This is a genomic window from Parasaccharibacter apium (assembly GCF_002917995.1).
Classification (GTDB): Bacteria; Pseudomonadota; Alphaproteobacteria; order Acetobacterales; family Acetobacteraceae; genus Bombella; species Bombella apis.
The window spans coordinates 153,077-177,607 of record NZ_LMYH01000012.1 but is presented as its reverse complement, the minus strand read 5'-3'; the positions used below and the strand labels follow the sequence as shown (position 1 = coordinate 177,607).

Genomic DNA, 24,531 nt, shown 5'->3' with positions numbered 1-24,531 from the left:
CGCTCGATACAGGTCAGTCTGTTGTATGAAAAATCCCCGGGGTGCTGGTTCTGCCCCGGGGATTTTTCATGTCGGCCCTCTCACGCTCATGGAGCAGATCAGGTTTAGTGCCAGAATGTCGGGCTGGCCCCCAGGATGAAGGCGGCTGCCAGGACGAAGCCTATTGCGACGTTCTGCCGGAAGAAGTGCAGACAGAGAGGAGCATCATAGGGCGAAAGCCGGACAGTCTGACGGCCCAGCAGGAGGCAGGCCAGCAGGAAAGGCAGCCAGAAGAGTGGGTGCAACCCGGCCTGTAGAGCCGAGAGTGCAAACAGGCAGAGGGCTAGGGCGTAACAGCTGCCTACGAAGAGGCGGGCATGGTTCAGCATCAGGCGGGAGGTGGATTTGACCCCGATACGGGCATCATCCTCCATATCCTGAAAACCATAGATGGTATCGAATCCCAGCTGCCAGATGATGACGCCGCCGTAGAGCAGCAGGCCCGGCAGGTCCAGAGTGTTCTGGCTGGCCGCATAGCCCATGGGAGCGCCGAAGCCGAAGGTGAATCCCATGACAAGCTGGGGCCACCATGTCAGTCTTTTTGCGGCCGGGTAGAAGGCGACAAGGATCAGCGCCAGAGGTGCCAGCATCCAGCAGATGGGCGGCAGGGCGAGCAATACGGCCAGCCCTCCGAGTAGCAACACTGCCAGCAGAGCCAGCCCCTGTGTCAGGTTGAGTGCGCCGCTGGCCAGGGGCCTGCCTGCCGTACGTGAAACCTGGGCATCAATTTTGCGATCCCAGATGTCGTTGATGACACAGCCCGCCGAACGCATGAGCAGCGATCCGATGGCGAAGAGCGCCGTATAGAAGAGCCGGCGTTCCAGAGGGGGCCCTTGTGGGGCAAGAAAGATGCCGAACACGCCGGGCAGCAGCAGCAGCCATGTACCAACGGGACGGTCCAGCCGGGCAAGCAGTGCATAGGATCGCCAAGGGTCTGGCAGCCGGCCGATCAGGCCATTGCTGCGGATATCGGTATGAAGATGGGTCTGGGACATGGGATGAGTGATTGGCCAGAAACAGGATGAGGTCAATATTTTATCGCAGATGCTGGAAAGTGAGTGGGGAAAGCGGTATGCCCGAAACATGAGCCGTACCGATCCACGCCTTTTTATTGTTGATGCAGAGTCTCCCTGGCAGGAAGGGGAGACGGTGTCCCTGTCTGCCGGTCAGGCCCATTATCTGGGCAAGGTCATGCGTCTTCAGCCGGGCGATGGTGTGGTGCTGTTCAATGGCCGGGATGGCGAGTGGCAGGCGACTGTCGAGGGGCTGAAAAAAAATCAGGCCACGGTGCGCGTTACGTCCTGTCTGCGGCCCCAGCAGGATACAGAAGGGGTGGAGCTTCTTTTTGCGCCACTCAAGAGGGATGCGACGGAGCTGCTCATCCGCATGGGGACAGAGCTGGGTGTGACACGCTTTCGCCCCGTCCTGACAGCCCGGACAAACACACATCGCCTGAATCTTGAGCGGTTGGGGCTGATCGCACAGGAAGCTGCCGAACAGTGTGAGCGGCTGGATGTCCCGACCCTCATGCCGCTGGAGCCTCTGGCGGCTGTTCTGGCCCGCTGGCCGGTTCGGCGCAGGCTTGCCGTGGCGCTGGAGCGCCATGGGCAGGGAGGGCCTCCCGCTGGCTGTGATGCATTGCTCATCGGGCCAGAAGGAGGCTTTGCGGAGGAAGAGGTCCAACGGCTTTCCCGGCATGAGGCCATACAGTCTTTTTCGCTCGGCCCCCGGATATTGCGGGCAGATACGGCAGCCTGTGCTGCCTTGGCCCAGATCGGAGCAGCCAACCGGCAGGCATGAACGGCCCGAGGCTGCTCGAATATGTGTCGGTTCTCTTGAATGAAGGTAAATATGCCCCCTAGTATAGGGGGTATCTGGCTTACGGACAGTCTGAGCGTCCTGCGGCATAGCGTGGTGAATTTTAGCCGATAAGGGTTTGTGCATGTCCAATCCAGGTGAAAGCAATACGACACTGATCGAGAGCAGGGCGCAGCTTGTCGAGGTTCTGGCTCGTGGCTGCAAGCCGAAGGCTGAATGGCGTATTGGAACAGAACATGAAAAGTTCGGGTTCCGTCTGCCAGAACGGGCCAGAGGAGAGCTAAAGCCGTTTGCGCCACCAGCGTATGAGCCGGATGGCATCGGTGCCCTGCTTGGCGCTCTGGAAGGGCCGGACTGGCAGGCCATCCGTGATGATGGCCATTTGATAGGCCTGAAAGGTGCGGGCCCGCACAAGGGGCGGTCCATCTCTCTGGAACCTGCGGGACAGTTTGAGCTCTCCGGTGCGCCTGTCAGGACGGTGCAGGAAACCGAACAGGAGATGATTGCCCATTTCAGGCAGATCACCGGGCCTGCGCAGGAGCTGGGCCTTGGTTTTGCGCCTCTTGGTTTTCAGCCTCTCTGGCCCCGGGAGGCCATGCCGTGGATGCCCAAGAGCCGGTATGCCATCATGCGCCGCTACATGCCAGAGGTCGGGCGTCGTGGGCTGGACATGATGACACGGACCTGCACCGTGCAGGTGAATCTGGATTTTTCCAGCGAGGCAGACATGGCCCGCAAAATGCGGGTGTCGCTCGCTCTCCAGCCTCTCATCACGGCCCTGATGGCCAATTCGCCGTTTGCTGATGGCAGGCCGACAGGGCGTCTGTCCAACCGGGCCTATATCTGGCTGGATACGGACAATCAGCGCAGTGGTCAGCCGACGTTCTTTTTTGAGGAAGGCTTCGGGTTTGAGCGCTACGTGGACTGGGCGCTGGATGTCCCTATGTATTTCGTCAATCGTGAAGGGCGGAATATTGATGCCGCAGGCTGTTCGTTCCGTAAATGGCTCGATGGTGTCGAGCAGGAGCCGTTGGCAGGCCTGCGCCCAACGGTCGGGGATTTTGAAGACCATCTGACGACACTGTTCCCTGATGTTCGGCTCAAGCAGTTTCTTGAGATGCGTGGTGCCGATGCTGGACGGCCAGACATGATGGTGGCCCAGTCTGCGTTCTGGGTGGGGCTGCTATATGACGAAGATGTGCTGGCTGAAGCCGAACGGGTGGTGAAGGAGCAGTCTTGGCTGCATTATCAGTCTCTGGCGGAGCTTGTTGTCGAACAGGCCATGGATGCTCCTTTCCCGGGCGGGCTGCGTCATCTGGCAAAGCGTATTCTGACACTGGCCGAGCAGGGACTTCAGAAACGGGGCCATGGGGAGGAGTATTATCTTGCTCCGCTCTATGAGATTGCTGATGGTGCCAAAACACAGGCGGAGCGGTGGCTGGAGCGGTACCATGATGTCTGGCAGGGTGATGTCCGGCACATTTTCCGGGAAGCGGATATTTCCTTGTGAGGAAAGGAAGCGTGGTGATGGTGGTGCGGCGTCTTGTCATGGCCTGCGGCGTGGCTTTTGCTGTGGGGGGGATGGGTCTGCTGGGGAATCCGGCACTGGCGGCAGGCGTTTCCCTGACCCAGGCCCAGCAGGGATGGGTTCACAGAATTGAGTCCAGCCTTGCGGCGACGAAGACATTTCAGGCCCGGTTTGAGCAGGTGACCGAGCATGACGGGACATCCACCGGGACAGTTCTGCTGGAGCGGCCGGGAAAGATGCGGTTTTCTTACGATCCTCCCAGCCCGCTTCTGCTTGTGGCCAATGAAGGCAAGGTCGTGTTTCAGGACCGCAGCATCGGTCAGATCACGACAATCCCTCTGGATCATACGCCATTGGGTCTTCTTCTGCGGCCGGATCCCCGTTTCTCGGGGGATGTATCCATTCTGGGGTACGAACAGCAGAATAGCGAGATCCAGTTGCGGGTGACACGGACGGAAAATCCGGGTGAAGGCGAGATGACGCTCTTTTTCTCCACCCGTCCGCTCAGTCTGAAAGGCTGGACAGTGCTGGATGCCCAAGGGCACAGGACGATCGTGCATTTTTCCAGCGTGCAGACCGGCATCAGCGTTCCGTCTTCAAGTTTTGTCCTGCCAAAGGATGAGGACTAACCGCCCTTTTTCTGTCTGGCCAGCTCAAGTGCCCGGTTATAGACGGTGCGCTTGGGCAGGTTGACGATCCCTGCTATCAGCGCTGCGGCATCCTTGACGGAGTGGGTTTTCAGGGCATCCTGCAAGGCCTGGTCGAGTTCCTGTGCTCCCGTATCGTCTGCGGCTGGTGGACCAAGAAGCAGGGTGATCTCTCCCCGTGGGGCTGTTTCTTCAAAATGGGCAATGAGTTCGGCAAGACTGCCCCGGATCATTTCTTCAAAATGTTTTGTCAGTTCACGCCCTACGGCCGCAGGGCGGTCTGAGCCGAATACCTGCTGCTGTGTTTTCAGTGTTTCCAGAAGTCGGTGCGGTGATTCATACCAGATGAGCGTGGCAGCCAGACCAGCCTGTTCGGCAGCACGCAGGGCGGTAAAGCTGTGTCGGCGGGCCTCTCCCCGGGGAGGAAAACCCAGAAACATGAAGGGAATGGGAGGCAGGCCGGAGAGTGTCAGAGCCGTGACGGCAGCATTGGCACCGGGCAGGGACGTGATGGCGATATTTTCTGCCTGTGCGGCCCGGACGAGGCGGTATCCAGGGTCCGAAACAATGGGTGTACCGGCATCAGAGACCAGGGCCAGACATTGTCCCTGCTGGAGGCGCTCAATGAGGGCGGGGATGCGGTCCTGTTCATTATGGTCGTGGAGAGGGAAGAGCTGGTTGCTTATGCCATAATGCCGCAGCAGTTTTGTGGTAACGCGGGTATCTTCACACAGGATGGCATCAGCGGTCCTTAAAGCATCAAGGGCACGCTGGCTTATGTCGGCGAGGTTGCCGACAGGCGTTGCCACCAGCACGAGCTGCCCGGTAGAAGAAGGAAATGTTCCGTGATCGGGGGGAGTATATGGTTTCTCAGACATCGTTATCCTCAATGAGCCGCTCTGGCCTTTATAGCCGTGGTGGGCAGGGGCGCGGCAAGAGAGGAAACGGCCAGGCAGCATTGGCCGTTGGTATTTTCATGTTTCTGGGAGCCTGCTCCGGGGAAAATGGTCATGAAAGGAAACTGGCCCCGGTGGCAGCCGCTCCGCAGCCAGTGGAAAAACCGGCCCGTGTCGGGCTGATCGTACCGTTGAGTGGCCCTCATGCTGCCATCGGCCTGCGCCTGAGGGATGCGGCCCGGCTGGCTCTGCCGGACAACCAGCCTCCTCCCATGGATGTATTTGACAGTGCCCAGCCAGCAGGGCCTGCCCATGCCGCCCAGCAGGCTCTGGAGGCCGGAGACAGTATTGTTCTGGGGCCGCTTACGGCAGGTGATACGCAGGCCGTGTCCTCTGTCCTGCAGCCAGCGAATGTGCCGGAGCTGGCTTTCACCAGTGATGTGGCTCAGGCCAGACCGGGTGTCTGGGTCATGGGACTGACGCCAGAGCAGCAGGTTCGTCGTCTTGTTGACGCTGCCCGGGTAGAAGGACGGAAACGTTTCGCTGCGTTTCTGCCAGATACGGCACTGGGGCACGCCATGGGGGAAGGGCTGACCCTGGCCTGTCAGGAGGCTGGGCTGGATGTCCCGCAGATTACGTTCCACAGCAGTGACATCAATGACATCATGCAGAAAATGGCGCAGCTGAGCCGTCGGCCGGTTGCATCTGCCGGTACTGCACAGGGGGCGGCCACGGCGGAGAGCGGACCTTCTGCCATTGACCCTCTGAATGAGGGTGATGAAATGACGGTTTCTTCCTCCCGGCCAGCCCAGAAGGATCAGACCGCTTCGGCCCCTTCGGAGGTCAGCCCGCCGCCATTTGATGCCCTGCTTCTGGGTGATACCGGGCTGGATCTGGCCCGTGTGATCGATGCGCTGAAGAACAACCAGCTTCTGGTTCCTCAGGTTCGTATTCTTGGTCCGATGCTCTGGCGTTCCTTTGACGCCAAACTGGGGGACCTGCGCGGTGCCTGGTATGTGGCGTTTGATGAGAAACAGCGCAGTGGCTATGTGCAGAGTTATCAGAATGCCTATCAGCAGAAGCCTTCTCCTGTCGCAGATTTTGCCTACGATGCGGCCGCTCTGGCTGGCGCCCTGATCCGCCAGAACAAGCTGAATGTGGCAACACTGACCCAGCGTGAAGGCTATCTGGGCGTGAATGGTCTCTTCCATCTGCGTCCGGATGGCCGGATGATTCGGGCGCTGGGCATCTATCAGATTGCTCCGGGTGGGGGCAGCCAGCTGATCGTCCCAGCCTCCCGTGATCTGACATCGCCATCATCTCTTTCCGTAGGGCCGGCCGTGCCGGGGCGGGGGACTGCCTCGGCATCGGCTGATATGGCCGTATGGTCACCTGCAAAGCAGACAGCTGGAGCAGTACCGGCACAGGCTCAGGCTGGGAAGAAACCGGCCGCTCCTGATGTGGCGGTCTGGTCGCCATCCCGTCATGCGGGTGCTGGGAGCGGCACGTCCTCAACACCCTGACAGGTTTTGGCTTTTTGCCTGCTTCCATGGGAAAAAGCCCGTCTGCATGTCAGACGGGCTTTTTCTGTAGAACGAAAAATCGCTTCAGCAGGACGTCATGTCAGGCTGATGCATGCAGGGGCAGAACGGGACGGATGGTATGAAGTGCTTCGGAGAAGGTCCGGTAACGGCCAAGCTCGTTGTCTCTCAGGCAGTCCGTGAGAACCCAGTCGGGACCACGCAGGCTGATGAGGTAGGCAGGGTCGGCATTTTCCCGAACCCAGATGACCACCAGGCTGGGATCGGCTGTCTGCTGGTCTGGAGATGATTCAATGGAGGCATCAAGAATGCCCATTTTCTCGCTGGCAATGAGCCATGTGGCCAGGTAGTGGCGATGATGGGAAAGGAGCTTCTGGCGGAACGGGACGACAACACCGCCCGCATGTTCCCGGGCGCTGGAAGAGGGGGCCGTGGCGTGTTCTGCCACGCGGAATGCTTTCTGAGCCATGTCAGCATCTCCTTCATGGGAACAGGGAAACCCCTGCTGCATCACAATCAGAACAACCCATGGTGCCGAAGCGCGCTATCTGAAAACTGAACAGGAAGGCTTGGCTGCTATGATCTTGTTCTCATTTTGCAATCCTACCATGTTTCGGACGCATGGCTAGGTAAAATTTACTTTTTCTTATTCCGGTAACAGGATTTTGCCCACCGCCGATGCAACCAGAGCCAGTTTTCCGGGCGTTTCGTAATCCATTGTTCCAGCTCATCATTCAGGAGCTGGGTCAGGTGACGAATCATGTCATGGCGGGAACGGGCTGTGCTGGCATGATCTTTCGGGTCAAGGCAGGACCCCACCTCCAGAACCAGACGGGCCGGGCCTTCCCGCCAGACATGCCCTGTAATGATCAGAGCATCGAATCTGAGGGCCAGGGCCGCAGCAGCCGGGGCTGTCATGGTAGGATGGCCGAAGAAGGAAACCTCAATCCCATCGTTCATTTTCTGGTCCCCCAGCACGCCAAGATATCCACCTCTGGCGAGATGGCGGACAGCATCCCGTGCTCCCTGCTTCCCTTTTGGGAAGAATGAAACGGGTGTGCCGACAATGTGGCGTCGCAGCCGACAGAGCAGCTGGTCAACCAGAGGGTTGTTGGGGGCACGGTAGAAAGGGGAAAAAGCCATGCCATAACGGGCAACAATCAGGGGCATGAGTTCCCAGTTGCCGAGATGGCCTGAAAAGAAAATGATAGGGCGCCCGCTTTTGCGGGCCTGGTGCAGGAGTTCATCATTCAGGACACGCCAGCCGGGACCTGTAGCAGCCCCTTCCGGCAGGTCAGGAAGGTGGGGGAGTTCTCCCAATGTGCTGCCAATGTTCCACCAGCAGCCTCTGACGAGCCTCCGGCGTGTCTTTCGGTCCATCGTGGGAAAGGCACGGTGCAGGTTGATGTCGGCAATGCGGGATGAGGGAAGGCACGGCCCGACAAGAGCTGCCACGGTTCCTCCCAAACGGGAAGACAGACCCGCAGGCAGCTTGCTGGCAAACCAGAGAAGCCCCTTCAGGCCCCATGCCTCAAGATAATGTTTCATGGGTGCGGGGCCGGGACATGAGAGGGGCAGTTACTCTGCCAGAAAGTGGTCAAGAAGTTCATCCATCAGCCTAGGGTTGCTCCATCGGGGTTCAACATCAAGGCTAACCACGAAATTCTGGAAGAGTGGGGGCAGTTTTACAAAATCTTTTTCCGTCGTGACCAGAACGGTCTCTGGCATATGGGCCAGCTGGGCCAGTTTCTTCAGTTCACGGGCCGAGTAGATGTGATGGTCAGGGAATGTGAGAGTCCGCAACAGGGTAAGGCCTGCATCCTGAAGGGTGGAGAAGAATTTCTGGGGGCGACCGATCCCGGCAAAGGCAATGAGCTGATAGCCCCGCAGCTTCTGGATGGCGGCGCCAGGGGAGAGGGTTCCTTTCAGGACAGGAAGGGACGGAGGCAGCTGCCCGGCGATATGCTGGCGGTCGTCACCGAGGATGACAGTGGCGTGTAGCCGGGGCAGGAGATCAGGAAGTGATTCCCGCAATGGCCCGGCAGGAAGCAGGCGCTGGTTGCCCAGCCCCGCCGGACCGTCAATGACCAGCAGGGAGAGGTCTTTGTGGAGGGAAGGGTCCTGTAGACCGTCATCCATGACCAGGCAGTCTGCCCCTGCTTCGATGGCCCGCAGGGCATTGGCTCTGCGGTCCGGTCCTCGCCATGTGGGGGCAAGGCGGGCCAGCAGGATGGTTTCATCGCCGACATCAACGGCCCTGTCCAGTGTGGGGGAGATCAGTCCTGTCTTTTTGGACCGGCCACCGTGACCACGGGTTAGGGCATGGGGAGTCCGTCCTCTCTGGATCAGCTTTTGGAGCAGATGGAGGCTCATGGGCGTTTTGCCAGTTCCGCCTACGGTGATGTTTCCACAGCAGAGAACAGGAACGGGCAGCCTGAGTGAAGGCTGGGTCTGACGTTGCCTGGCGACGAACCCCGTCACTTTACTGAAAGGCAAAAGAAGATTGGAAAGCATGGTCGGGGCAGGGGTCTGCCAGAAAGAAGGGGCCGTCAGTTTCATCAAAATGCCTTTTTAGTCAAAATTGTGTCCTTAATAAGGCGAATTGCCTGCCTGCCTGCCTGATTCTGCTGAGGGGGCCTGGGGCTGGGAAGATGGCGGGCTTTCAGCCAGCGTGCGAGTGCCTCCTGATGCTCAACAGGATGGAGTGAGCCTGCATGACGGGCGCAGAGTGCTGTCCAGTTCTGCATGTATGGACCGATGGCCGTAGGGCGGCGGAAATGGAGGGATTCCAGAGGGTTGTGGCCTCCTCCGGGTGGGACAAGGGAATTGCCGATGAAGACCCGCTCGGCAAGCTGAAAGAAGAGGCCGACTTCTCCCAGCGTGTCGATGATCCATACATCATCCCCACCTCCAGGAACCTGTCCCTTGGAACGGCAGGGAGCCTGATGGGTCTGGGCCAGTTCTTTGCCTCTTTCAGGATGACGGGGGATGATGACGGTGAGCAGGTCAGGGCGTTCTTTTTTGGCCTGCCGGGCGGCTGCAATGATGATCTCTTCTTCGCCCGGATGCGTGGAAGCCGCCACAAAAATGGAGCGTTCCTCAAGTTGCCTGCGCAGGGTGACAGCCTCGGATGCATCAAAGGGCAGAGGGGGCGAATCTTCTTTCAGATCCGCCGGGGGCAGGAGTGGCCCGATTCCGAATCGGGCAAAAGCCTGCGCATCATCCATGCTTCGGGGCATGATCCAGTGGCAGGCTTCCAGGAGGTGGCGCAGCAGGGGTGATGCCCACCGCCAGCGTGCGGCAGAACGGGGCGAGAGACGCGCATTGAGCAGCATGACAGGCAGTTTTTTTTGTCGGCTCAGGCAGAGCAGGCCCGGCCAGAGTTCACTTTCCGTAAGAACCAGCCCGATCGGTTGCCAGTATGCCATGAAACGCTCAAGGAGATGCGGGGCATCATAGGGGATGAGCTGATGGATCAGCCGCCCCGTGTGACTGGCCGGATGGGCGGCGACCGTTTCTCCACCGGTCAGGGTGGCTGTTGTCATGAGGATGGTCAGCTTTGGGCTGTCTGCCAGAAGCTGACTGACAACAGGCAGGATGCACCGGCTTTCTCCCACACTGGCAGCATGAACCCAAAGGAGCGGTCCGTCATGGGAGGGGCGGGGCATTCCTGCCCGGGCGAAACGTTCTGGCAGGCGGGTTCTGTTTTCCCTGCCCTGCTGCAGCCTTTTGCGGGCATGACGGCGGAGCCATGGCATGGCGGCATGGCCGATCAGCGACCATATTGTGAGAAGGGGGGCGGCCAGAGGCGTGAAGGAAGGGTAACGGCCCATTGCGTGTTCCATGCGGCACGGGTGGTGCATTTTCGCATCATCTCCCCAGCACAACGCAGAGGGAAGCGTAAAAACGTTTTCCTCGTGACGGGAGGGCCTTGCCGAGTGGCCAGCCTTGTGCGACGAGATGACCCACTTATTATATATCCAAGATTATCCTCAAGGGGGCTGACCATGTCAGAAACGGAAGCGCACACGCAGCAGGAAACAGCCAAGGGAACACTCATGGCTGGCAAGCGTGGTGTTGTCATGGGTGTGGCAAACAAGAACTCCATTGCCTGGGCCATTGCCAAGGCCTGTGCGGACCAGGGGGCTGAAATCGCCTTCACCTATCAGGGTGAGGCTCTGGGCAAGCGTGTACGTCCGCTGGCAGAAAGTGTGGGGTCCACCATGGTCCTGCCCTGTGATGTGAGTGATGACGCTGCCATCAATGCCACGTTCGATGAGGTCGAGAAGGCCTGGGGCAAGATCGACTTTGTCGTTCATGCCATTGGCTGGGCTGACAAGCAGTATCTGCGCGGGCGCTATGTGGATACCCCCCGTGAGGCTTTCCTCCAGGCGCTGGATATTTCCTGCTTCTCTTTCACGGCAGTGGCCCGTCGGGCTGCGGCCATGATGAATGCCGGTGGCTCCCTGCTGACCCTGACCTATCTGGGGGCAGAGCGTGTCATGCCGCATTATAATGTGATGGGTGTTGCCAAGGCAGCACTTGAAGCCTCCGTCCGTTACATGGCGGTGGATCTGGGTCGTGATGATATCCGTGTGAACGGCATTTCTGCCGGACCGATCATGACACTGGCAGCCAATGGCATCGGGGACTTCCGCTACATTCTGCGCTGGAATCAGGTCAATGCTCCGATGGAGCGCAATGTGTCCCTGAAGGATGTCGGTGGTTCCGGCCTGTATCTGCTGTCAGATCTTTCCAGCGGTGTGACGGGTGAGGTGCATCACGTGGATTGCGGTTACAACATCATTGGCATGAAGAACCCGGAAGCTCCCGACATGAGCCTCTCCTCTGGGGAATAAGAATAATGTCTGAAAACAGTTTTGGGCGTCTGCTACGTGTTACGACATGGGGAGAGAGCCACGGTCCAGCGATTGGCTGCGTGATTGATGGCTGTCCGCCACGCCTGAAACTGTCGGAGGATGACATTCAGCCCTGGCTGGAGAAAAGGCGGCCGGGCCAGTCCCGTTACACGACGCAGCGGCGTGAACCGGATGAGGTGCGGATTCTCTCCGGGGTGTTTGAGGGGCAGACGACGGGCACCCCCATTTCCCTGATGATTGAGAATACGGATCAGCGGTCCCGGGATTATGGGGAGATTGCCCGGCAGTATCGGCCTGGCCATGCAGATATTGCCTATGATCTGAAGTACGGCATCCGTGACTATCGTGGTGGCGGGCGGTCTTCCGCACGGGAGACGGCCATGCGTGTCGCAGCGGGAGCCGTGGCACGGGTCATCCTGCGGGAGCTTGTCGGGCCGCAGCTGCTCATCCGTGGTGCCCTTACGGGTATTGGTGGGCAGTCCGTGGACAGGGAACGCTGGGATTGGGATGAGGTGGAACGGAATCCGTTCTTCTCTCCAGATGCGGGAATCGTTCCGGCGTGGAGCGAGCAGCTGGAAGAGGTGAGAAAGTCCGGATCCTCCATCGGTGCGACGCTGGAGGTCGTGGCGGAAGGCGTTCCTGCCGGGCTGGGGGCGCCTGTTTATGGTAAGCTGGACTCCGAACTGGCTGGCGGCCTCATGGGTATCAATGGTGTGAAAGCGGTCGAGATTGGTGATGGCATGGGGGTTGCCGCCCTCCATGGCGAGGAAAATGCGGATCCCATCCGTCCTTCCGATAATCCGATGGAGCCTGTATTTCTCAGCAATCACGCCGGGGGTATTCTGGGGGGTATCTCCACGGGGCAGCCTATCGTGGCCCGCATGGCGATCAAACCAACCAGCTCCATATTGCTGCCCGTACCGAGCATCACGCGGGATGGTGAGGCGGTGGATGTCCGGACAAAGGGGCGGCATGACCCCTGCATCGGCATCCGGGCCGTACCGGTGGCCGAGGCCATGATGGCCTGCATCCTGGCGGACCAGTTGCTGCGTAACCATGCCCAATGTGGGTGGCTCTGAAAACTGTTGTTATTCAGCAGGAAGGGTGAGAGCTCGTTACAATATATAGTGTTCATTGTGAACGGGTTAACCCTATATATGCGAAAATGCATAAAACCTGACGAAAAACAAGCCTTGAAATATGCCCTTCATCCATGGGAGATGGGAGGACTGTTTAAGCCGAAAATGATGCCGAAATGAGGGGCTCGATTCATGACCATGCATGATGCGCAGACGTTCGCTCACCCGTTGGGTGGGACAGAAGAACCCGAGCTCTTCCCCAATGTTGTTCAGCTGCCGGGGCATCCGCCTGTGCGGACGACGCCGGAACGTGACGAGCGCCTGACAGACTTCGGTCGTGCCACTCTGGATGACCGCTACCTGCTGGAAGGTGAGACATATCAGGGGCTGTTTGCGCGCGTGGCATCCCGGTATGGAGCTGATGAGGGGCATGCACAGCGTATTTACGATTACATGTCCCAGCACTGGTTCATGCCAGCCACACCTGTTCTTTCCAACGGCGGGACGAATCGTGGTCTTCCGATTTCCTGTTTTCTCAATGAATCGGAGGACAGTCTCGAGGGGATTGTCGGGCTCTGGAATGAGAATGTCTGGCTGGCTGCCAAAGGAGGGGGGATTGGTTCCTATTGGGGCAATCTGCGGTCTATCGGGGAGAATATCGGCCGGAATGGTAAAACATCCGGTGTGATCCCCTTCATTCGGGTGATGGACAGCCTGACGCTCGCCATCAGCCAGGGCAGCCTGCGGCGTGGTTCCGCTGCAGTTTATCTGCCTATCTGGCATCCCGAGATTGAAGAATTCATCGAGATGCGCCGTCCCACTGGTGGTGATCCCAACCGCAAGGCCCTCAATCTGCATCATGGTGTGCTGCTGACGGACGATTTCATGCGGGCCGTGGCGGGTGATGAGGAATGGCCACTCGTTTCCCCCAAGGATCATAGCGTCATTCGCAAGGTGTCGGCCCGTGGCCTGTGGATACGCCTTCTGACAGCACGCATGGAACAGGGCGAGCCCTACATCGTGTTTTCGGACACGGTGAACCGTGCCCGGCCGGAACATCACAGGCTGGCAGGGCTGGAGGTGAAGACCTCCAACCTCTGTGCCGAGATCACCCTGCCGACGGGGATTGACCATCATGGCAAGACCCGTACGGCTGTCTGCTGTCTTTCATCCCTGAATCTGGAATATTGGGATGAATGGAAAGATGACCCGCACTTCATCAAGGATGTGATGCTGTTCCTCGACAATGTGTTGCAGGACTTCATCGACAATGCGCCGGATGACATGGCCCATGCCCGTTATGCCGCCATGCGGGAGCGGTCGGTCGGGTTGGGTGTGATGGGTTTCCATTCCTTCCTTCAGTCCAGGATGGTGCCCTTTGGTAGTGTCATGGCGAAGGTGTGGAACAAGAAGTTCTTTGAGCATATCTCGAAGCAGACGGCTGAGGCATCCCGCGAGCTGGCAAAGACACGGGGCCCGTGTCCGGATGCCGAAGAATATGGTTTTCAGGAACGGTTCTCCAACAGGATGGCCGTGGCGCCGACAGCGTCCATTTCCATCATTGCGGGCAATGCCAGCCCGGGGATTGATCCCATCAGTGCCAACGTGTTTCTCCAGAAGACACTGTCCGGCTCCTTCACGGTGCGGAACCGCCATCTGGCGAAGCTGCTCCAGAAGTATGGGCGGGATACGGATGAGGTCTGGTCCTCCATCACATTGAGCAAGGGGTCCGTACAGCATCTCGATTTCCTGACACAGGATGAGAAGGATGTTTTCAGAACAGCCTTCGAGATTGACCAGCGCTGGGTGATTGAGCATGCTGCCGACCGTGCTCCGTTCATCTGTCAGTCGCAGTCGGTCAATCTGTTCCTGCCGGCGGATGTGCACAAGCGTGACCTTGTCCGCATCCATTACGAGGCATGGAAGAAGGGCGTCAAATCGCTGTATTATTGCCGCTCCCTTTCCATCCAGAGGGCCGATACGGTGTCCAATGTTGCCGTGAAGCGTGACATCATGGAGGGGGATGACGATCATCTTCCGCAGGCTACGCCACGCCATGCGGAGAGTGGTGCCGGGAGTTATGAGGAATGTCTCTCCTGCCAGTAAGGCGGAGGGTGTGAGGTGGGGCCTGCCCGGCATGGCCTCATCTTTGGATATTGGAGGGATTCAGCCTGGAAGGGCTGTGTCTCAAGGGAAAAAGGTTTCGCGAGATGACAGATGGCACTCCATTGCCGCCGGCCCCGGAAGCGGCCGAGCAGGCCAATCTTCTGGTTGAAAACCCGGTTTACAAGCCATTCCGCTACCCTTGGGCCTATGATGCCTGGTTGACCCAGCAGCGTCTGCACTGGCTGCCGGAGGAAGTTCCGCTGGCCGAGGATGTGAAGGACTGGCACCGTAAACTTTCAGAGGCCGAGCAGAATCTCGTCACGCAGATTTTCCGCTTTTTCACGCAGGCGGACGTGGAAGTGAACTCCGCCTACATGAAGTATTACAGTCAGGTCTTCAAGCCAACCGAAGTCCTCATGATGCTCTCCTGTTTCTCAAACATCGAGACCATCCATATTGCGGCCTATTCCCACCTGCTGGATACGATCGGGATGCCGGAGACGGAGTATTCCGCCTTCCTGAAATACAAGGAAATGAAGGACAAGTATGATTTCATGCAGTCCTTCAACATCAACAGCAAGCGGGATGTTGCCAAGACGATGGCAGCCTTCGGAGCCTTCATGGAGGGTCTCCAGCTGTTTGCGTCTTTTGCCATTTTGCTGAATTTCCCCCGCTTCAACAAGCTGAAGGGGATGGGACAGATCGTTTCATGGTCCGTGCGTGATGAAACGCTGCACTGCCTCTCCATGATCCGGCTTTTCCGCACCTTCATTCGGGAAAATCCGGAACTCTGGACGGAAGAATTCCGGGCTGAACTGGTGGAAATCTGCCGTCAGACAGTCGCCCACGAGGATGCCTTCATCGAACTGGCCTTCGAAATGGGGCCTGTGGAGGGCCTGTCTGCCGGGCAGGTGGAGCGCTACATCCGCTTCATTGCTGATCGCCGGCTGATCCAGCTTGGTCTGGACCCGATCTATGGCATCGAGGAAAATCCGCTGCCATGGGTGGATGACATGCTCAATGCGGTGGAACATACGAATTTCTTCGAGAATCGTGCGACTGAATATTCCCGTGCTTCCACGCAGGGTACGTGGGAAGATGCCTTCGAAAGTGGTGTGTTCTCCTGAGAGGAAAGCAGGGAAATTACCCGTTATCTGAATGGTTTATGATAGGGCTGTCTTGACCGGGCCTGCTTTGCTGCTCATATGGACGGAAGTATTTTCTAATAGGGGTATGGGCTGCGTTCTGCCCGGCCATACGTTCTGAGAAGACGTATCCCGGAGGAAAGGCAGCCGCCCGAGACTGTCTGCTCCAGCGTGCTGGAGCAGGGAGAACTGGAGTTGTGCGTTTTGGTTTCTTCCTCATCAGAGCCCAACACTGTATCTGGCGGTGAGGCTGCGGGTAGAGAGGTCAAAGGGGAAGATGCCCTGAAGGCCCTTTCCGCCTATCTGGCCGATGACATGACAGCCTGCAATCAGGCCATCATTGACAGGATGCAGAGCTCTGTTCCGTTGATTCCCCAGCTGGGAGCGCATCTCGTGGCGGCTGGTGGAAAGAGGCTGCGTCCATTGCTGACGCTCGCTTCTGCCCGTCTTTGTGGTTATGGGGAGAAGGAGGGGGAAACACGCCATATCGGCCTGGCGGCCTGTGTGGAGTTCATCCATACAGCAACGCTGCTGCATGATGATGTGGTGGATGAAAGCACGCTGCGGCGTGGCATGGCCTCTGCCAATGCCCTTTTTGGCAACAAGGCTTCCGTGCTGGTGGGGGACTTCCTGTTTGCCCGCTCGTTCCAGCTCATGACGGCGGATGGATCGCTGGAGGTCATGGCCATTCTTTCAGCTGCTTCGGCAACGATTGCTGAAGGTGAAGTTCTCCAGATGTCCACCCAGAATGATCTTTCTACCCCGATAGAGCGTTATCTGGAGGTCATCCATGGCAAGACGGCGGCCCTGTTTGCGGCGGCCTGTCGGGTAGGCGCCGTCGTGGCCGGGCACGGTCGTGAGGCTGAGCTGGCGCTGGAGCAGTACGGAACCAGCCTGGGTATGGCCTTCCAGCTTGTGGATGATGCGCTGGATTATGCAGCGGATCAGCAGGTGCTGGGGAAGACGGTCGGGGATGATTTCCGTGAAGGGAAGATCACGCTCCCGGTGCTGGCTGCTTATGAGCAGGGTACGGAGGAAGAACGCCAGTTCTGGAAACGTGTGATCGAGGATAATGAGCAGACAGAGGCTGATCTGCCTCATGCTCTGGAGATCATTGCCCGGAGGGATGCCATCCGTAAGACGATTGAAAAGGCCCGGGATTATGCGGCGCAGGCCGTGGAGGCGTTGTCCTGTTTCCCGGAGAGCGGGTTGAAAAATCTGTTGCGTGAGACGGTGCTTTATACGGTCGAGCGGGCCCGTTAAGAAAAAACGTCCCAGCCATTGGCGAATCCCAGCCAGGCGATGTTTCTGGCAAGCTCCTCTCCGTTCTGTGGATGAGCTGTCAGGAAGAAGCGGTCCGCCGGGCTGGACGGGCTGGCGGGAAGCGAGGCTTCCGTTACATCACATAACCGCCGGAGGGCCTGCTGGGCGACGGCGGGGGCGGGGTCCAGCCACATGATGCCCGCAGGGCCAAGGCGCTGGAAGTAGGGTAGCAGAAACGTATAGTGCGTGCAGCCCAGCCCAACAGCGTCAATGTCATTTCCACCGGGCTGCTGAAAGAGGCATGCGAGTTCCTGCTGCACTTCAGCCGGATCCGGCTGCTCGCCCCGAAAAGCCCGCTCGGCCAGATTGGCCAGATGGCGGGAGCCATGTATGAGCAGTCGGCAATCGGCAGCAAATTCGTCATGAAGCTGTTTGAGATAGGGGCGTCGTGCCGTGGCGCTTGTAGCCAGCAGACCGATGGTGCGGCTGGCAGAGACCCGTCCGGCCCAGCGGATGGGCGGGACACAGCCTACGACAGGCAGATCGAGCCGCTCCCGTAATATGGGCAGTGCCAGGGTGCTGGCCGTGTTGCAGGCAATGATGGCCAGAGCCGGTTCCAGTGTATCGCAAGACTTGCAGACGAGGTCGGCAATGCGCTCCCGCAGGATATCATCCGGCTGTTCCCCATAGGGAAACAGGGCCGTATCGGCGAGGTAGTCTATTGTCAGGGAAGGGGCCAGACTGCGCAGTGCCTGAACAACACCCAGCCCGCCGATGCCTGAATCAAAGACCAGAATGCGGGGAGAGGATGGTGCAGGCATGGGCGTATCCGCTGAGACGTGATGGTGGGGCCTGAAAAGGAGAGAAAGGTTGCCCTCCTTTCATCGTCCTTTTCAGGCTGGGTGTGAAACGGTCAGCCCCGTTTGAAGGCAAGTGCTTCTTCTGCGCTGCCGACACCGCCATGGGCTTTGGACCAGCTGCATGGGTCCTCAAGGAAGCGGCGAACTTCTGCGCTGTCTTCGGCAGAGAAATATTGGCCATCGGCGCAGGCTTCCAGTACATCCCACCAGGTGCAGAGTGCATGCAGGCTGATGCCCATGTCCTGAAGGGTTTTCTGGGCGCCGGGGAAGACGCCGTAAAAGAAGACAACAAAGGTGTGATCCACGATGGCACCTGCTTCACGCAGGGCATTGGCAAAACGGATCTTGGAGGCGCCGTCTGTTGTCAGGTCCTCTACCAGCAGGGTGCGCATGCCCTCTGGCACGTCACCTTCAATCTGTGCATTGCGGCCAAAGCCTTTAGGCTTCTTGCGTACATAGGCCATTGGTGTCATCAGCCGGTCAGCAATCCAGGCGGAGAAGGGAATACCTGCCGTCTCACCGCCCACGACAGCATCAATGCTTTCATAGCCGATGTGGCGGCCAATTTTTTCAACGGCCAGTTCCATCAGTTTCTTGCGGGCGCGGGGGAAGAAGATGATCTTGCGGCAGTCGATATAGACGGGGGATTTCCAGCCGGATGTCAGCGTGTAAGGCTCGCTGGGCCGGAAGTTGATGGCTTTGATTTCCAGAAGAATGCGCGCCGTTGTCAGCGCAGCATCACGGTCCCACTGTGTGGGGCGGATGCCCAGATTTGATGCTGTGCCAGATGCAGGCATTATTCTCTCCGTAATCTCGAAAAATGGTTCCTTTGGAGACATCTACCCGTTAGAAGGAAGGAGGGGTAGGGCAAAGATGTCTTTTTTGCCCATTCTCTTATTGGTGACGCTTTATTCTGTTATTGGTAGGGCTGATGATAGTGGCCCGCCTTTCCTGATGGAGGTTTTTCCTGGGGAAAACAGGGTATCGTAGGGGTTATGGGATATGAAAATCGACACCGGGCACATTGGTCGCAAATGCGAACGCGCCGTAATTACAGCTTATCAGGAGCTGCATGATATGGGGCAAAGCGAGATGAGTATTTTTGCTGCCTGCACAACCCTGTATCGCATCCATCATCCAGAATCGTCCCTGCCAGAAGCCCGGCTGCTCGTCTCGGAGTGGATAGATCATCACATCGTCCGGCGTTCGGCTGCGCCTACGCGTGGTTGTAACTGCCCTCCAACCAGGCCACATTGAAGCCACAACATGGCCTGGTGCAGTCCTTCGCTCTTTGGGCCAGAGACACATGATGAAGCGGGGTGCCGGATGGCTCTCCGCTTTTTTGATATTTTCAGTTTTGATCAAATCTCTCAGGCCCTCTGGCTGTCCGGAGAAGCAGACAGCCAGAGGGAGCAGATCATTTTGTTGCCTGCTCTGGCAGGGTATAGACAACCAGCTGATCGGAAACAGGTGTCCCCATGAGGTGGTGCCCCCCGGCCATGATGGCGACATATTGCCGACCATTGACGGCATAGGTCATGGCGTTGGCCTGTCCTCCACCGGGCAGCACGTCCGTCCAGAGTGTCTTGCCTGTCTTGAGGTCGACGGCGTGAATCTGGTTGTCGGTTGACGCCCCGATGAAGGCCACACCGCCAGCCGTCATGACAGACCCGCCATTGTTTGGCGTGCCGATTTCGATGGGCAGACCTGTCGGCAGCCCCCAGGGACCATTGGCACGGGCCGAGCCGAAGGGCCGCTGCCACAGAACCTTGTGTGCCTTGAGATCAATGGCGGTGAGCATGCCGTAGGGAGGTGCGTTGCACATTACCCTCGTGAATTCGTTCCAGAAGGGACCAACCAGAGTGCCATACGGCGTCTCAGCCTGGGCGGCATTGCCGGCTGTCATGCCATGGCGTGGCGTGTATTCGGGAACATCCACAGGGATCAGTCGCAGCTGGTCCGCCGTTTTGCGGTTCACAAGCTGGTTGTACATGGGAACATTGTTCCAGTTGGCCAGCATGATACCCGTCTGCGGGTTATAGGAGATGCTGCCCCAGTCACTGCCCCCATTATAGCCGGGGGATTCAATCCATGGCTTTTTGAGGGAAGGGGGTGTGAACTCGCCAACATAACTGGCCCGACGGAACTTGATGCGGCAGGCCAGCTGGTCCAGCGGCGAGACGCCCCACATGTCCGATTCCTTCAGGTCTGGAAAACCGAGGCGGGGAACCCCGACAGACCACGGCTGCGTTGGCGTACGGGGATCATCCTTCATGACACCGGCGGGGGCCGGTTTTTCCACGACGGGGAAGTCTGGCAGCGGCTTGCCTGTCCGACGGTCGAGGATGAAGGTCTGGCCCCGTTTTGTAGGCATGATGAGGGCCGGGATGATGCTTCCGTCATCGGCATGATAGTCGAACAGCGTTGCCTGGGAACCAATGTCGTAATCCCAGACATCCTTGTGGACGGTCTGGAAGACCCACCGGGGTTCACCCGTGCGGACATCAAGCGCCACTACGGCGGATGACACCTTGTTTTCCGCATCGCTGCGCATGGCGCTGTAATAGTCAGCCGAGGAATTGCCCATGGGGACATAGACCAGCCCCAGGGCATTGTCGCCCGTCATGGCCGTCCATGAATTGGGTGTTCCACGGCTGTAATAATGGTCCTTGTCCGGCTGGTGGTGGTTGTCCGGATTATTGACATCCCAAGCCCAGAGGAACTTCCCACTTTCGGCATCATATCCCCGGATGACGCCTGATGGTGCCCAGCGGCGCTGACCGTCCAGCACTTCATGATTGACCACGATCACGCCATTGATGATGGGAACCGGACTGGTCACCCCAACAAAACGGGGCACGGACCAGCCCATGCCCTGCATGAGATTGACCTGCCCGCCATGGCCAAAGGCCTCGCACGGTTTGCCATCTTCGGCATCAACGGCGATCATCCGGTTGTCCAGCGTGGCCTCAATGATGCGGTTATGGCAGGTCTGCCCATCCGCTGCGGTGGATGACGTGTAATAGGTGACGGATTTGCAGGCAGAGGTGAAGGGAATGGCATCGTAGCTTTCATGGGCATGGAAGTGCCATTTTTCCTGCCCCGTAGCGGCATCGACACGCATCATGTCATTCGTGGCGGAGCAGAGATACAGGGAATCACCCACCTTGATGGGGGCCGTTTCCGGCGCCAGTCGATTCAGTTTGCCTTTTGGTTGCAGGACTCCGGTATGGTAGACGAACGCCCGTTGCAGCCTGCTGACATTCTCCGGTGTGATCTGGGTCAGCGGGGAATAGCGTGTGGCCCGGTCGTCCCGCCCATAGGCAGGCCAGTCCTCAGCTTTGGGATTGGCACTCTCCTGAGGGACGGCCTGGGGAAGCTGGTCGATGGGGAGCTCATCAATATCCGGCAGGTTGGCGGCATTGACGCCTGTGGCCTGGGGTGTGTTGGGAGCAGGGGGATGATAGATGGTGGAAACCGTTTCCTCCGCAGGTGCCGTCTCGTGAGACGTGCTGGGGGAGGCGGCCTCCTGGGCTTTTACGGCGGATAGTGATGTGCCGAGGATGGTACCTCCCAGAAGGAGACCAAGAAGACGGACTTGATTACGCATCGGGAGTGACTTTCTGGTTGCGGAGGAGACGGGGAAGAAAAGCAGCGACCACGATGGCCAGCAGGGTGGGCCCGAAGAGGCGCGGCAGCCATCCCCAGAAATTGAAACCGACCTCGTAGATCGTCCAGGGAATTGTCAGGGCCCAGGCGAGAAGATAGGTCCAGGCACCCACAGGGCTCTGGCGGAAAAGATAGATGCCTGAGAGGCAGAGGAGCAGTCCGCAGAGGGTGTAATACCAGGACCCACCCAGCAGAATGAGCCATGAGCCGAAAATGACGAAATAAAGCCCGAAAAGCAGAATCAGCAGGGCAAATGCCCAGATGGCTATATCTGCGCCTTTGGGTTTTTCATTGGGATAAGAGAGAAAAGACACAGTTCCATCTCCAGTTGACCAGAAAATATCAGGAAACCATGGGGATACACGTTTCGGATAAAAACGGATTGACGAGATCAACCCATATATTTGGTCAGGGAACTCAGGTTGATACACTGGACATGCCGGTTACATGATTTTTTCATGCAACCGGCACGATCCCAAGGTTACTTGCTGTCTGCCTCTGGCAGAGCATAGACAACCAGCGCATCAGACACCGGGCTGCGCATGAAGTGATGCCCCCCGGCCATGATGGCGACATATTGCCGACCATTGACGGCATAGGTCATGGCGTTGGCCTGTCCCCCACCGGGCAGCACGTCAGTCCAGAGCGTCTTGCCTGTCTTGAGGTCAATGGCGTGGATCTGGTTGTCGGTCGATGCTCCGATGAAGGCGACACCGCCAGCCGTCATGACAGGACCGCCATTGTTGGGCGTACCGATTGTCAGCGGCAGGTGCGAGGCGATACCCCACGGGCCATTGGCACGGGCCGAACCAAGTGGCTTCTGCCACAGGACCTTGTGCGCTTTGAGGTCAATGGCGGTGACCATCCCGTAGGGTGGCACATTGCACATCATCTGGGTGAAGCTGTTCCAGTACGGGGTGACGACAATTCCATAGGGCGTCTGCGCCTGTGCCCCGTTACCTTCAGCCCCACCAGCGCCAGCTTTGAACTGGGGTGAATCAATGGGAATCAGCCCCATTTTGTCAGCTTTCTTGCGGCTGACGAGCTGGTCATACATGGGCAGGCTGCTCCAGTTGGCCAGCATGATGCCCGTCTGCGGGTTATAGGAGATGCTGCCCCAGTCACTGCCCCCATTATAGCCAGGGTATTCCAGCCACGGCTGCTTGATGGTAGGCGGTGTGAACTCGCCGACATAATGGGCCCGACGGAATTTGATGCGGCAGGCCAGCTGGTCCAGTGGCGAGATGCCCCATGTGGCGGCTTCTGTCAGCTCCGGGAAGCCAAGACGGGGAACCCCGACAGACCACGGCTGCGTTGGAGCCCGTGGATCACCCTGGACGAAGCCCGGGCTGGGAGCCGGTTTTTCCACGACGGGGAAGTCTGGCAGCGGCTTGCCTGTCCGACGGTCGAGGATGAAGGTCTGGCCCCGTTTTGTAGGCATGATGAGGGCCGGGATGATGCTTCCGTCATCGGCATGATAGTCGAACAGCGTTGCCTGGGAACCAATGTCGTAATCCCAGACATCCTTGTGGACGGTCTGGAAGACCCAACGGGGTTCGCCCGTGCGGACATCAAGCGCCACCACGGCGGATGACACCTTGTTTTCCGCATCGCTGCGCATGGCGCTGTAATAGTCAACCGCAGAGTTGCCTGTGGGCACATAGACCAGCCCCAGGGCATTGTCGCCCGTCATGGCCGCCCAAGAATTGGGTGTTCCACGGCTGTAATAATGGTCCTTGTCCGGCTGGTGGTGGTTGTCCGGATTATTGACATCCCAAGCCCAGAGGAACTTCCCACTTTCGGCATCATATCCCCGGATGACGCCTGATGGTGCCCAGCGGCGCTGGCCATCAAGCACTTCATGATTGACAACGATCACGCCATTGACGATGGGCGGAGCTGTTGTCATGGCCACGAAACCGGGGACGGACCAGCCCATGCCCTGCATGAGATTGACCTGCCCGCCATGGCCAAAAGTCTCGCAGAGCTTGCCATCTTCGGCATCAACAGCAATCAGCCTGTTGTCCAGTGTCGATTCAATGATGCGGTGATGGCAGGGCTGCCCATCCGCTGCGGTGGATGATGTGTAGTAGGTGACGGATTTGCAGGCCGCCGTATAGGGAATGGCATCGTAGCTTTCATGGGCATGGAAGTGCCATTTTTCCTGCCCCGTAGCGGCATCGACACGCATCATGTCATTCGTGGCGGAGCAGAGATACAGGGAATCACCCACCTTGATCGGCGTGGTTTCTGCAGCCCACTTGTTGGCCTTCCCTTTGGGAGGGAGGCTGCCGGTATGGTAGATGAACGCCCGTTGCAGTCTGCTGACATTTTCCGGCGTGATCTGTGTCAGCGGGGAATAGCGTGTCGCCTGGTCATCACGCCCATAGGCAGGCCAGTCCTCAGCTTTGGGATTGGCACTCTCCTGAGGGACGGCCTGGGGGAGCTGGTCGATGGGGAGCTCATCAATATCCGGCAGGTTGGCGGCATTGACGCCTGTTGGCTGGGGGGTACCCGGCTCAGGGTCGTGGTAGATGCTGGAGCTCGTCTGCGCTTCGCTGTCATTGTCCGGGCCGGGGGTTTCCAGCGAGGGAGGAATCTGGGCATGGGCCACATGGACCGGGAGCGAGGTGCCAAGGATGGTGCCACCCAGAAGGATACCGAGAAGGTAAGACTGGTTACGCATTGTAGTGTTCCTTCTGGTTGCGGAGAAGGTGAGGCAGGCAGGCAACAACGGCAACCGCCAGCAGGGTGGGCCCGAAGAGGCGCGGCAACCATCCCCAGAAATTGAAACCGACCTCATAGATCGTCCAGGGAATTGTCAGGGCCCAAGCGAGAAGATAGCTCCATGCTCCTGTGGGACTCTGGCGGAAGAGATAGATGCCGGAAATGCAGAGAAGGAGTCCGCAGGGGGTGTAATACCAGGACCCACCCAGCAGAATGAGCCATGAGCCGAAAATGACAAAATAAAGGCCGAAAAGCAGGATCAGAAGCGCCAGTGCGTAAGTCGCCAGGCTTGCCAATCCTTGCTTCGGTCTGGAGGATGATGATGGTGACACG

General features: G+C 58.5%; 22 protein-coding genes. 10 read left to right on the top strand and 12 right to left on the bottom strand.

Annotated elements, in window-relative coordinates; all coding sequences use genetic code 11:
• Positions 1 to 104 precede the first annotated feature (104 nt).
• A complete protein-coding gene (ubiA, locus tag ASO19_RS05475; RefSeq protein WP_081563198.1) occupies positions 105 to 1,034 on the bottom strand; it encodes a 4-hydroxybenzoate octaprenyltransferase in 930 nt (309 codons plus the stop codon).
• A gap of 88 nt (positions 1,035 to 1,122) precedes the next feature.
• On the opposite strand from ubiA, the gene ASO19_RS05470 reads away from it, so the two are divergent.
• The 3 genes from ASO19_RS05470 (at position 1,123) to ASO19_RS05460 (ending at position 4,014) form a co-directional block, all read left to right on the top strand.
• Positions 1,123 to 1,839 (top strand): 16S rRNA (uracil(1498)-N(3))-methyltransferase, encoded by a 717-nt coding sequence (locus tag ASO19_RS05470; protein WP_103765607.1) that lies wholly within the window; start codon positions 1,123 to 1,125, stop codon positions 1,837 to 1,839.
• Positions 1,840 to 1,981: 142 nt separating this feature from the next.
• Positions 1,982 to 3,367: a glutamate--cysteine ligase gene (locus tag ASO19_RS05465; protein ID WP_103765569.1), complete on the top strand. Its 1,386-nt coding sequence runs from the start codon at positions 1,982 to 1,984 to the stop codon at positions 3,365 to 3,367.
• A gap of 17 nt (positions 3,368 to 3,384) precedes the next feature.
• Positions 3,385 to 4,014 (top strand): LolA family protein, encoded by a 630-nt coding sequence (locus ASO19_RS05460; RefSeq protein WP_103765568.1) that lies wholly within the window; start codon positions 3,385 to 3,387, stop codon positions 4,012 to 4,014.
• Here the strand turns inward: ASO19_RS05460 and rsmI are convergent.
• Entirely contained in the window at positions 4,011 to 4,910 is a 900-nt protein-coding gene (gene rsmI / locus ASO19_RS05455; protein WP_181005206.1) for a 16S rRNA (cytidine(1402)-2'-O)-methyltransferase, read from the bottom strand. The two genes, ASO19_RS05460 and rsmI, sit on opposite strands and share 4 nt — an antisense overlap.
• Positions 4,911 to 4,921: 11 nt before the next feature.
• Here rsmI and ASO19_RS05450 point away from each other — a divergent pair, with 11 nt between their 5' ends.
• Positions 4,922 to 6,451 (top strand): penicillin-binding protein activator, encoded by a 1,530-nt coding sequence (locus ASO19_RS05450; RefSeq protein ID WP_258036092.1) that lies wholly within the window; start codon positions 4,922 to 4,924, stop codon positions 6,449 to 6,451.
• A 100-nt stretch (positions 6,452 to 6,551) separates the two neighbouring features.
• Here the strand turns inward: ASO19_RS05450 and ASO19_RS05445 are convergent, their stop codons facing one another.
• The 4 genes from ASO19_RS05445 to ASO19_RS05430 form a co-directional block, all read right to left on the bottom strand.
• A complete protein-coding gene (locus tag ASO19_RS05445) occupies positions 6,552 to 6,938 on the bottom strand; it encodes a hypothetical protein (protein ID WP_258036091.1) in 387 nt (128 codons plus the stop codon).
• Between the two features lie 167 nt (positions 6,939 to 7,105).
• A complete protein-coding gene (locus tag ASO19_RS05440) occupies positions 7,106 to 8,017 on the bottom strand; it encodes a lysophospholipid acyltransferase family protein (RefSeq protein WP_103765567.1) in 912 nt (303 codons plus the stop codon).
• A 30-nt stretch (positions 8,018 to 8,047) separates the two neighbouring features.
• Positions 8,048 to 9,028, bottom strand: coding sequence for a tetraacyldisaccharide 4'-kinase (lpxK, locus tag ASO19_RS05435; RefSeq protein ID WP_043560016.1), 981 nt, complete (start codon positions 9,026 to 9,028; stop codon positions 8,048 to 8,050).
• On the bottom strand, positions 9,028 to 10,302 hold the full coding sequence (locus ASO19_RS05430; protein WP_181005205.1) for a 3-deoxy-D-manno-octulosonic acid transferase: 1,275 nt from the start codon (positions 10,300 to 10,302) through the stop codon (positions 9,028 to 9,030). The genes lpxK and ASO19_RS05430 overlap by 1 nt, the downstream gene beginning before the upstream one ends.
• A 174-nt stretch (positions 10,303 to 10,476) precedes the next feature.
• On the opposite strand from ASO19_RS05430, the gene fabI reads away from it, so the two are divergent.
• The 5 genes from fabI (at position 10,477) to ASO19_RS05405 (ending at position 16,942) form a co-directional block, all read left to right on the top strand.
• Entirely contained in the window at positions 10,477 to 11,328 is an 852-nt protein-coding gene (fabI, locus tag ASO19_RS05425; RefSeq protein WP_043560018.1) for an enoyl-ACP reductase FabI, read from the top strand.
• A 5-nt stretch (positions 11,329 to 11,333) separates the two neighbouring features.
• Complete coding sequence (aroC, locus tag ASO19_RS05420; protein ID WP_103765565.1) at positions 11,334 to 12,428, top strand: chorismate synthase; 1,095 nt, start codon at positions 11,334 to 11,336, stop codon at positions 12,426 to 12,428.
• Between the two features lie 198 nt (positions 12,429 to 12,626).
• Complete coding sequence (locus ASO19_RS05415; protein ID WP_373364576.1) at positions 12,627 to 14,534, top strand: ribonucleoside-diphosphate reductase subunit alpha; 1,908 nt, start codon at positions 12,627 to 12,629, stop codon at positions 14,532 to 14,534.
• A gap of 104 nt (positions 14,535 to 14,638) precedes the next feature.
• Positions 14,639 to 15,661, top strand: coding sequence for a ribonucleotide-diphosphate reductase subunit beta (locus ASO19_RS05410; protein WP_043560023.1), 1,023 nt, complete (start codon positions 14,639 to 14,641; stop codon positions 15,659 to 15,661).
• A gap of 213 nt (positions 15,662 to 15,874) precedes the next feature.
• On the top strand, positions 15,875 to 16,942 hold the full coding sequence (locus tag ASO19_RS05405; protein WP_373364575.1) for a polyprenyl synthetase family protein: 1,068 nt from the start codon (positions 15,875 to 15,877) through the stop codon (positions 16,940 to 16,942).
• Here ASO19_RS05405 and murI read toward each other — a convergent pair.
• Complete coding sequence (gene murI / locus ASO19_RS05400) at positions 16,939 to 17,763, bottom strand: glutamate racemase (protein ID WP_103765564.1); 825 nt, start codon at positions 17,761 to 17,763, stop codon at positions 16,939 to 16,941. The two genes, ASO19_RS05405 and murI, sit on opposite strands and share 4 nt — an antisense overlap.
• 92 nt (positions 17,764 to 17,855) lie before the next feature.
• Positions 17,856 to 18,599: an orotate phosphoribosyltransferase gene (locus tag ASO19_RS05395; protein ID WP_052349051.1), complete on the bottom strand. Its 744-nt coding sequence runs from the start codon at positions 18,597 to 18,599 to the stop codon at positions 17,856 to 17,858.
• Between the two features lie 205 nt (positions 18,600 to 18,804).
• Between ASO19_RS05395 and ASO19_RS09245 the strand changes: the two genes are divergently transcribed.
• On the top strand, positions 18,805 to 19,059 hold the full coding sequence (locus ASO19_RS09245; RefSeq protein WP_081563192.1) for a hypothetical protein: 255 nt from the start codon (positions 18,805 to 18,807) through the stop codon (positions 19,057 to 19,059).
• Positions 19,060 to 19,219: 160 nt separating this feature from the next.
• Here ASO19_RS09245 and ASO19_RS05385 read toward each other — a convergent pair whose 3' ends face one another.
• The 4 genes from ASO19_RS05385 to ASO19_RS05370 all read right to left on the bottom strand — a co-directional run bounded on the left by ASO19_RS05385 (position 19,220) and on the right by ASO19_RS05370 (position 24,530).
• Positions 19,220 to 21,412 carry a pyrroloquinoline quinone-dependent dehydrogenase gene (locus ASO19_RS05385; protein WP_103765563.1) on the bottom strand — a complete coding sequence of 731 codons (2,193 nt, stop codon included), beginning with the start codon at positions 21,410 to 21,412 and terminating at the stop codon, positions 19,220 to 19,222.
• Positions 21,405 to 21,785 carry a glycerol dehydrogenase gene (locus ASO19_RS05380; protein WP_227431441.1) on the bottom strand — a complete coding sequence of 127 codons (381 nt, stop codon included), beginning with the start codon at positions 21,783 to 21,785 and terminating at the stop codon, positions 21,405 to 21,407. The genes ASO19_RS05385 and ASO19_RS05380 overlap by 8 nt, the downstream gene beginning before the upstream one ends.
• Positions 21,786 to 21,952: 167 nt before the next feature.
• Positions 21,953 to 24,157: a pyrroloquinoline quinone-dependent dehydrogenase gene (locus ASO19_RS05375; protein ID WP_103765562.1), complete on the bottom strand. Its 2,205-nt coding sequence runs from the start codon at positions 24,155 to 24,157 to the stop codon at positions 21,953 to 21,955.
• Positions 24,150 to 24,530, bottom strand: a complete 381-nt coding sequence (locus ASO19_RS05370) for a hypothetical protein (protein ID WP_052349052.1) — start codon at positions 24,528 to 24,530, stop codon at positions 24,150 to 24,152. Before ASO19_RS05370 ends, ASO19_RS05375 begins: the two co-directional genes overlap by 8 nt.
• Position 24,531 lies beyond the last annotated feature (1 nt).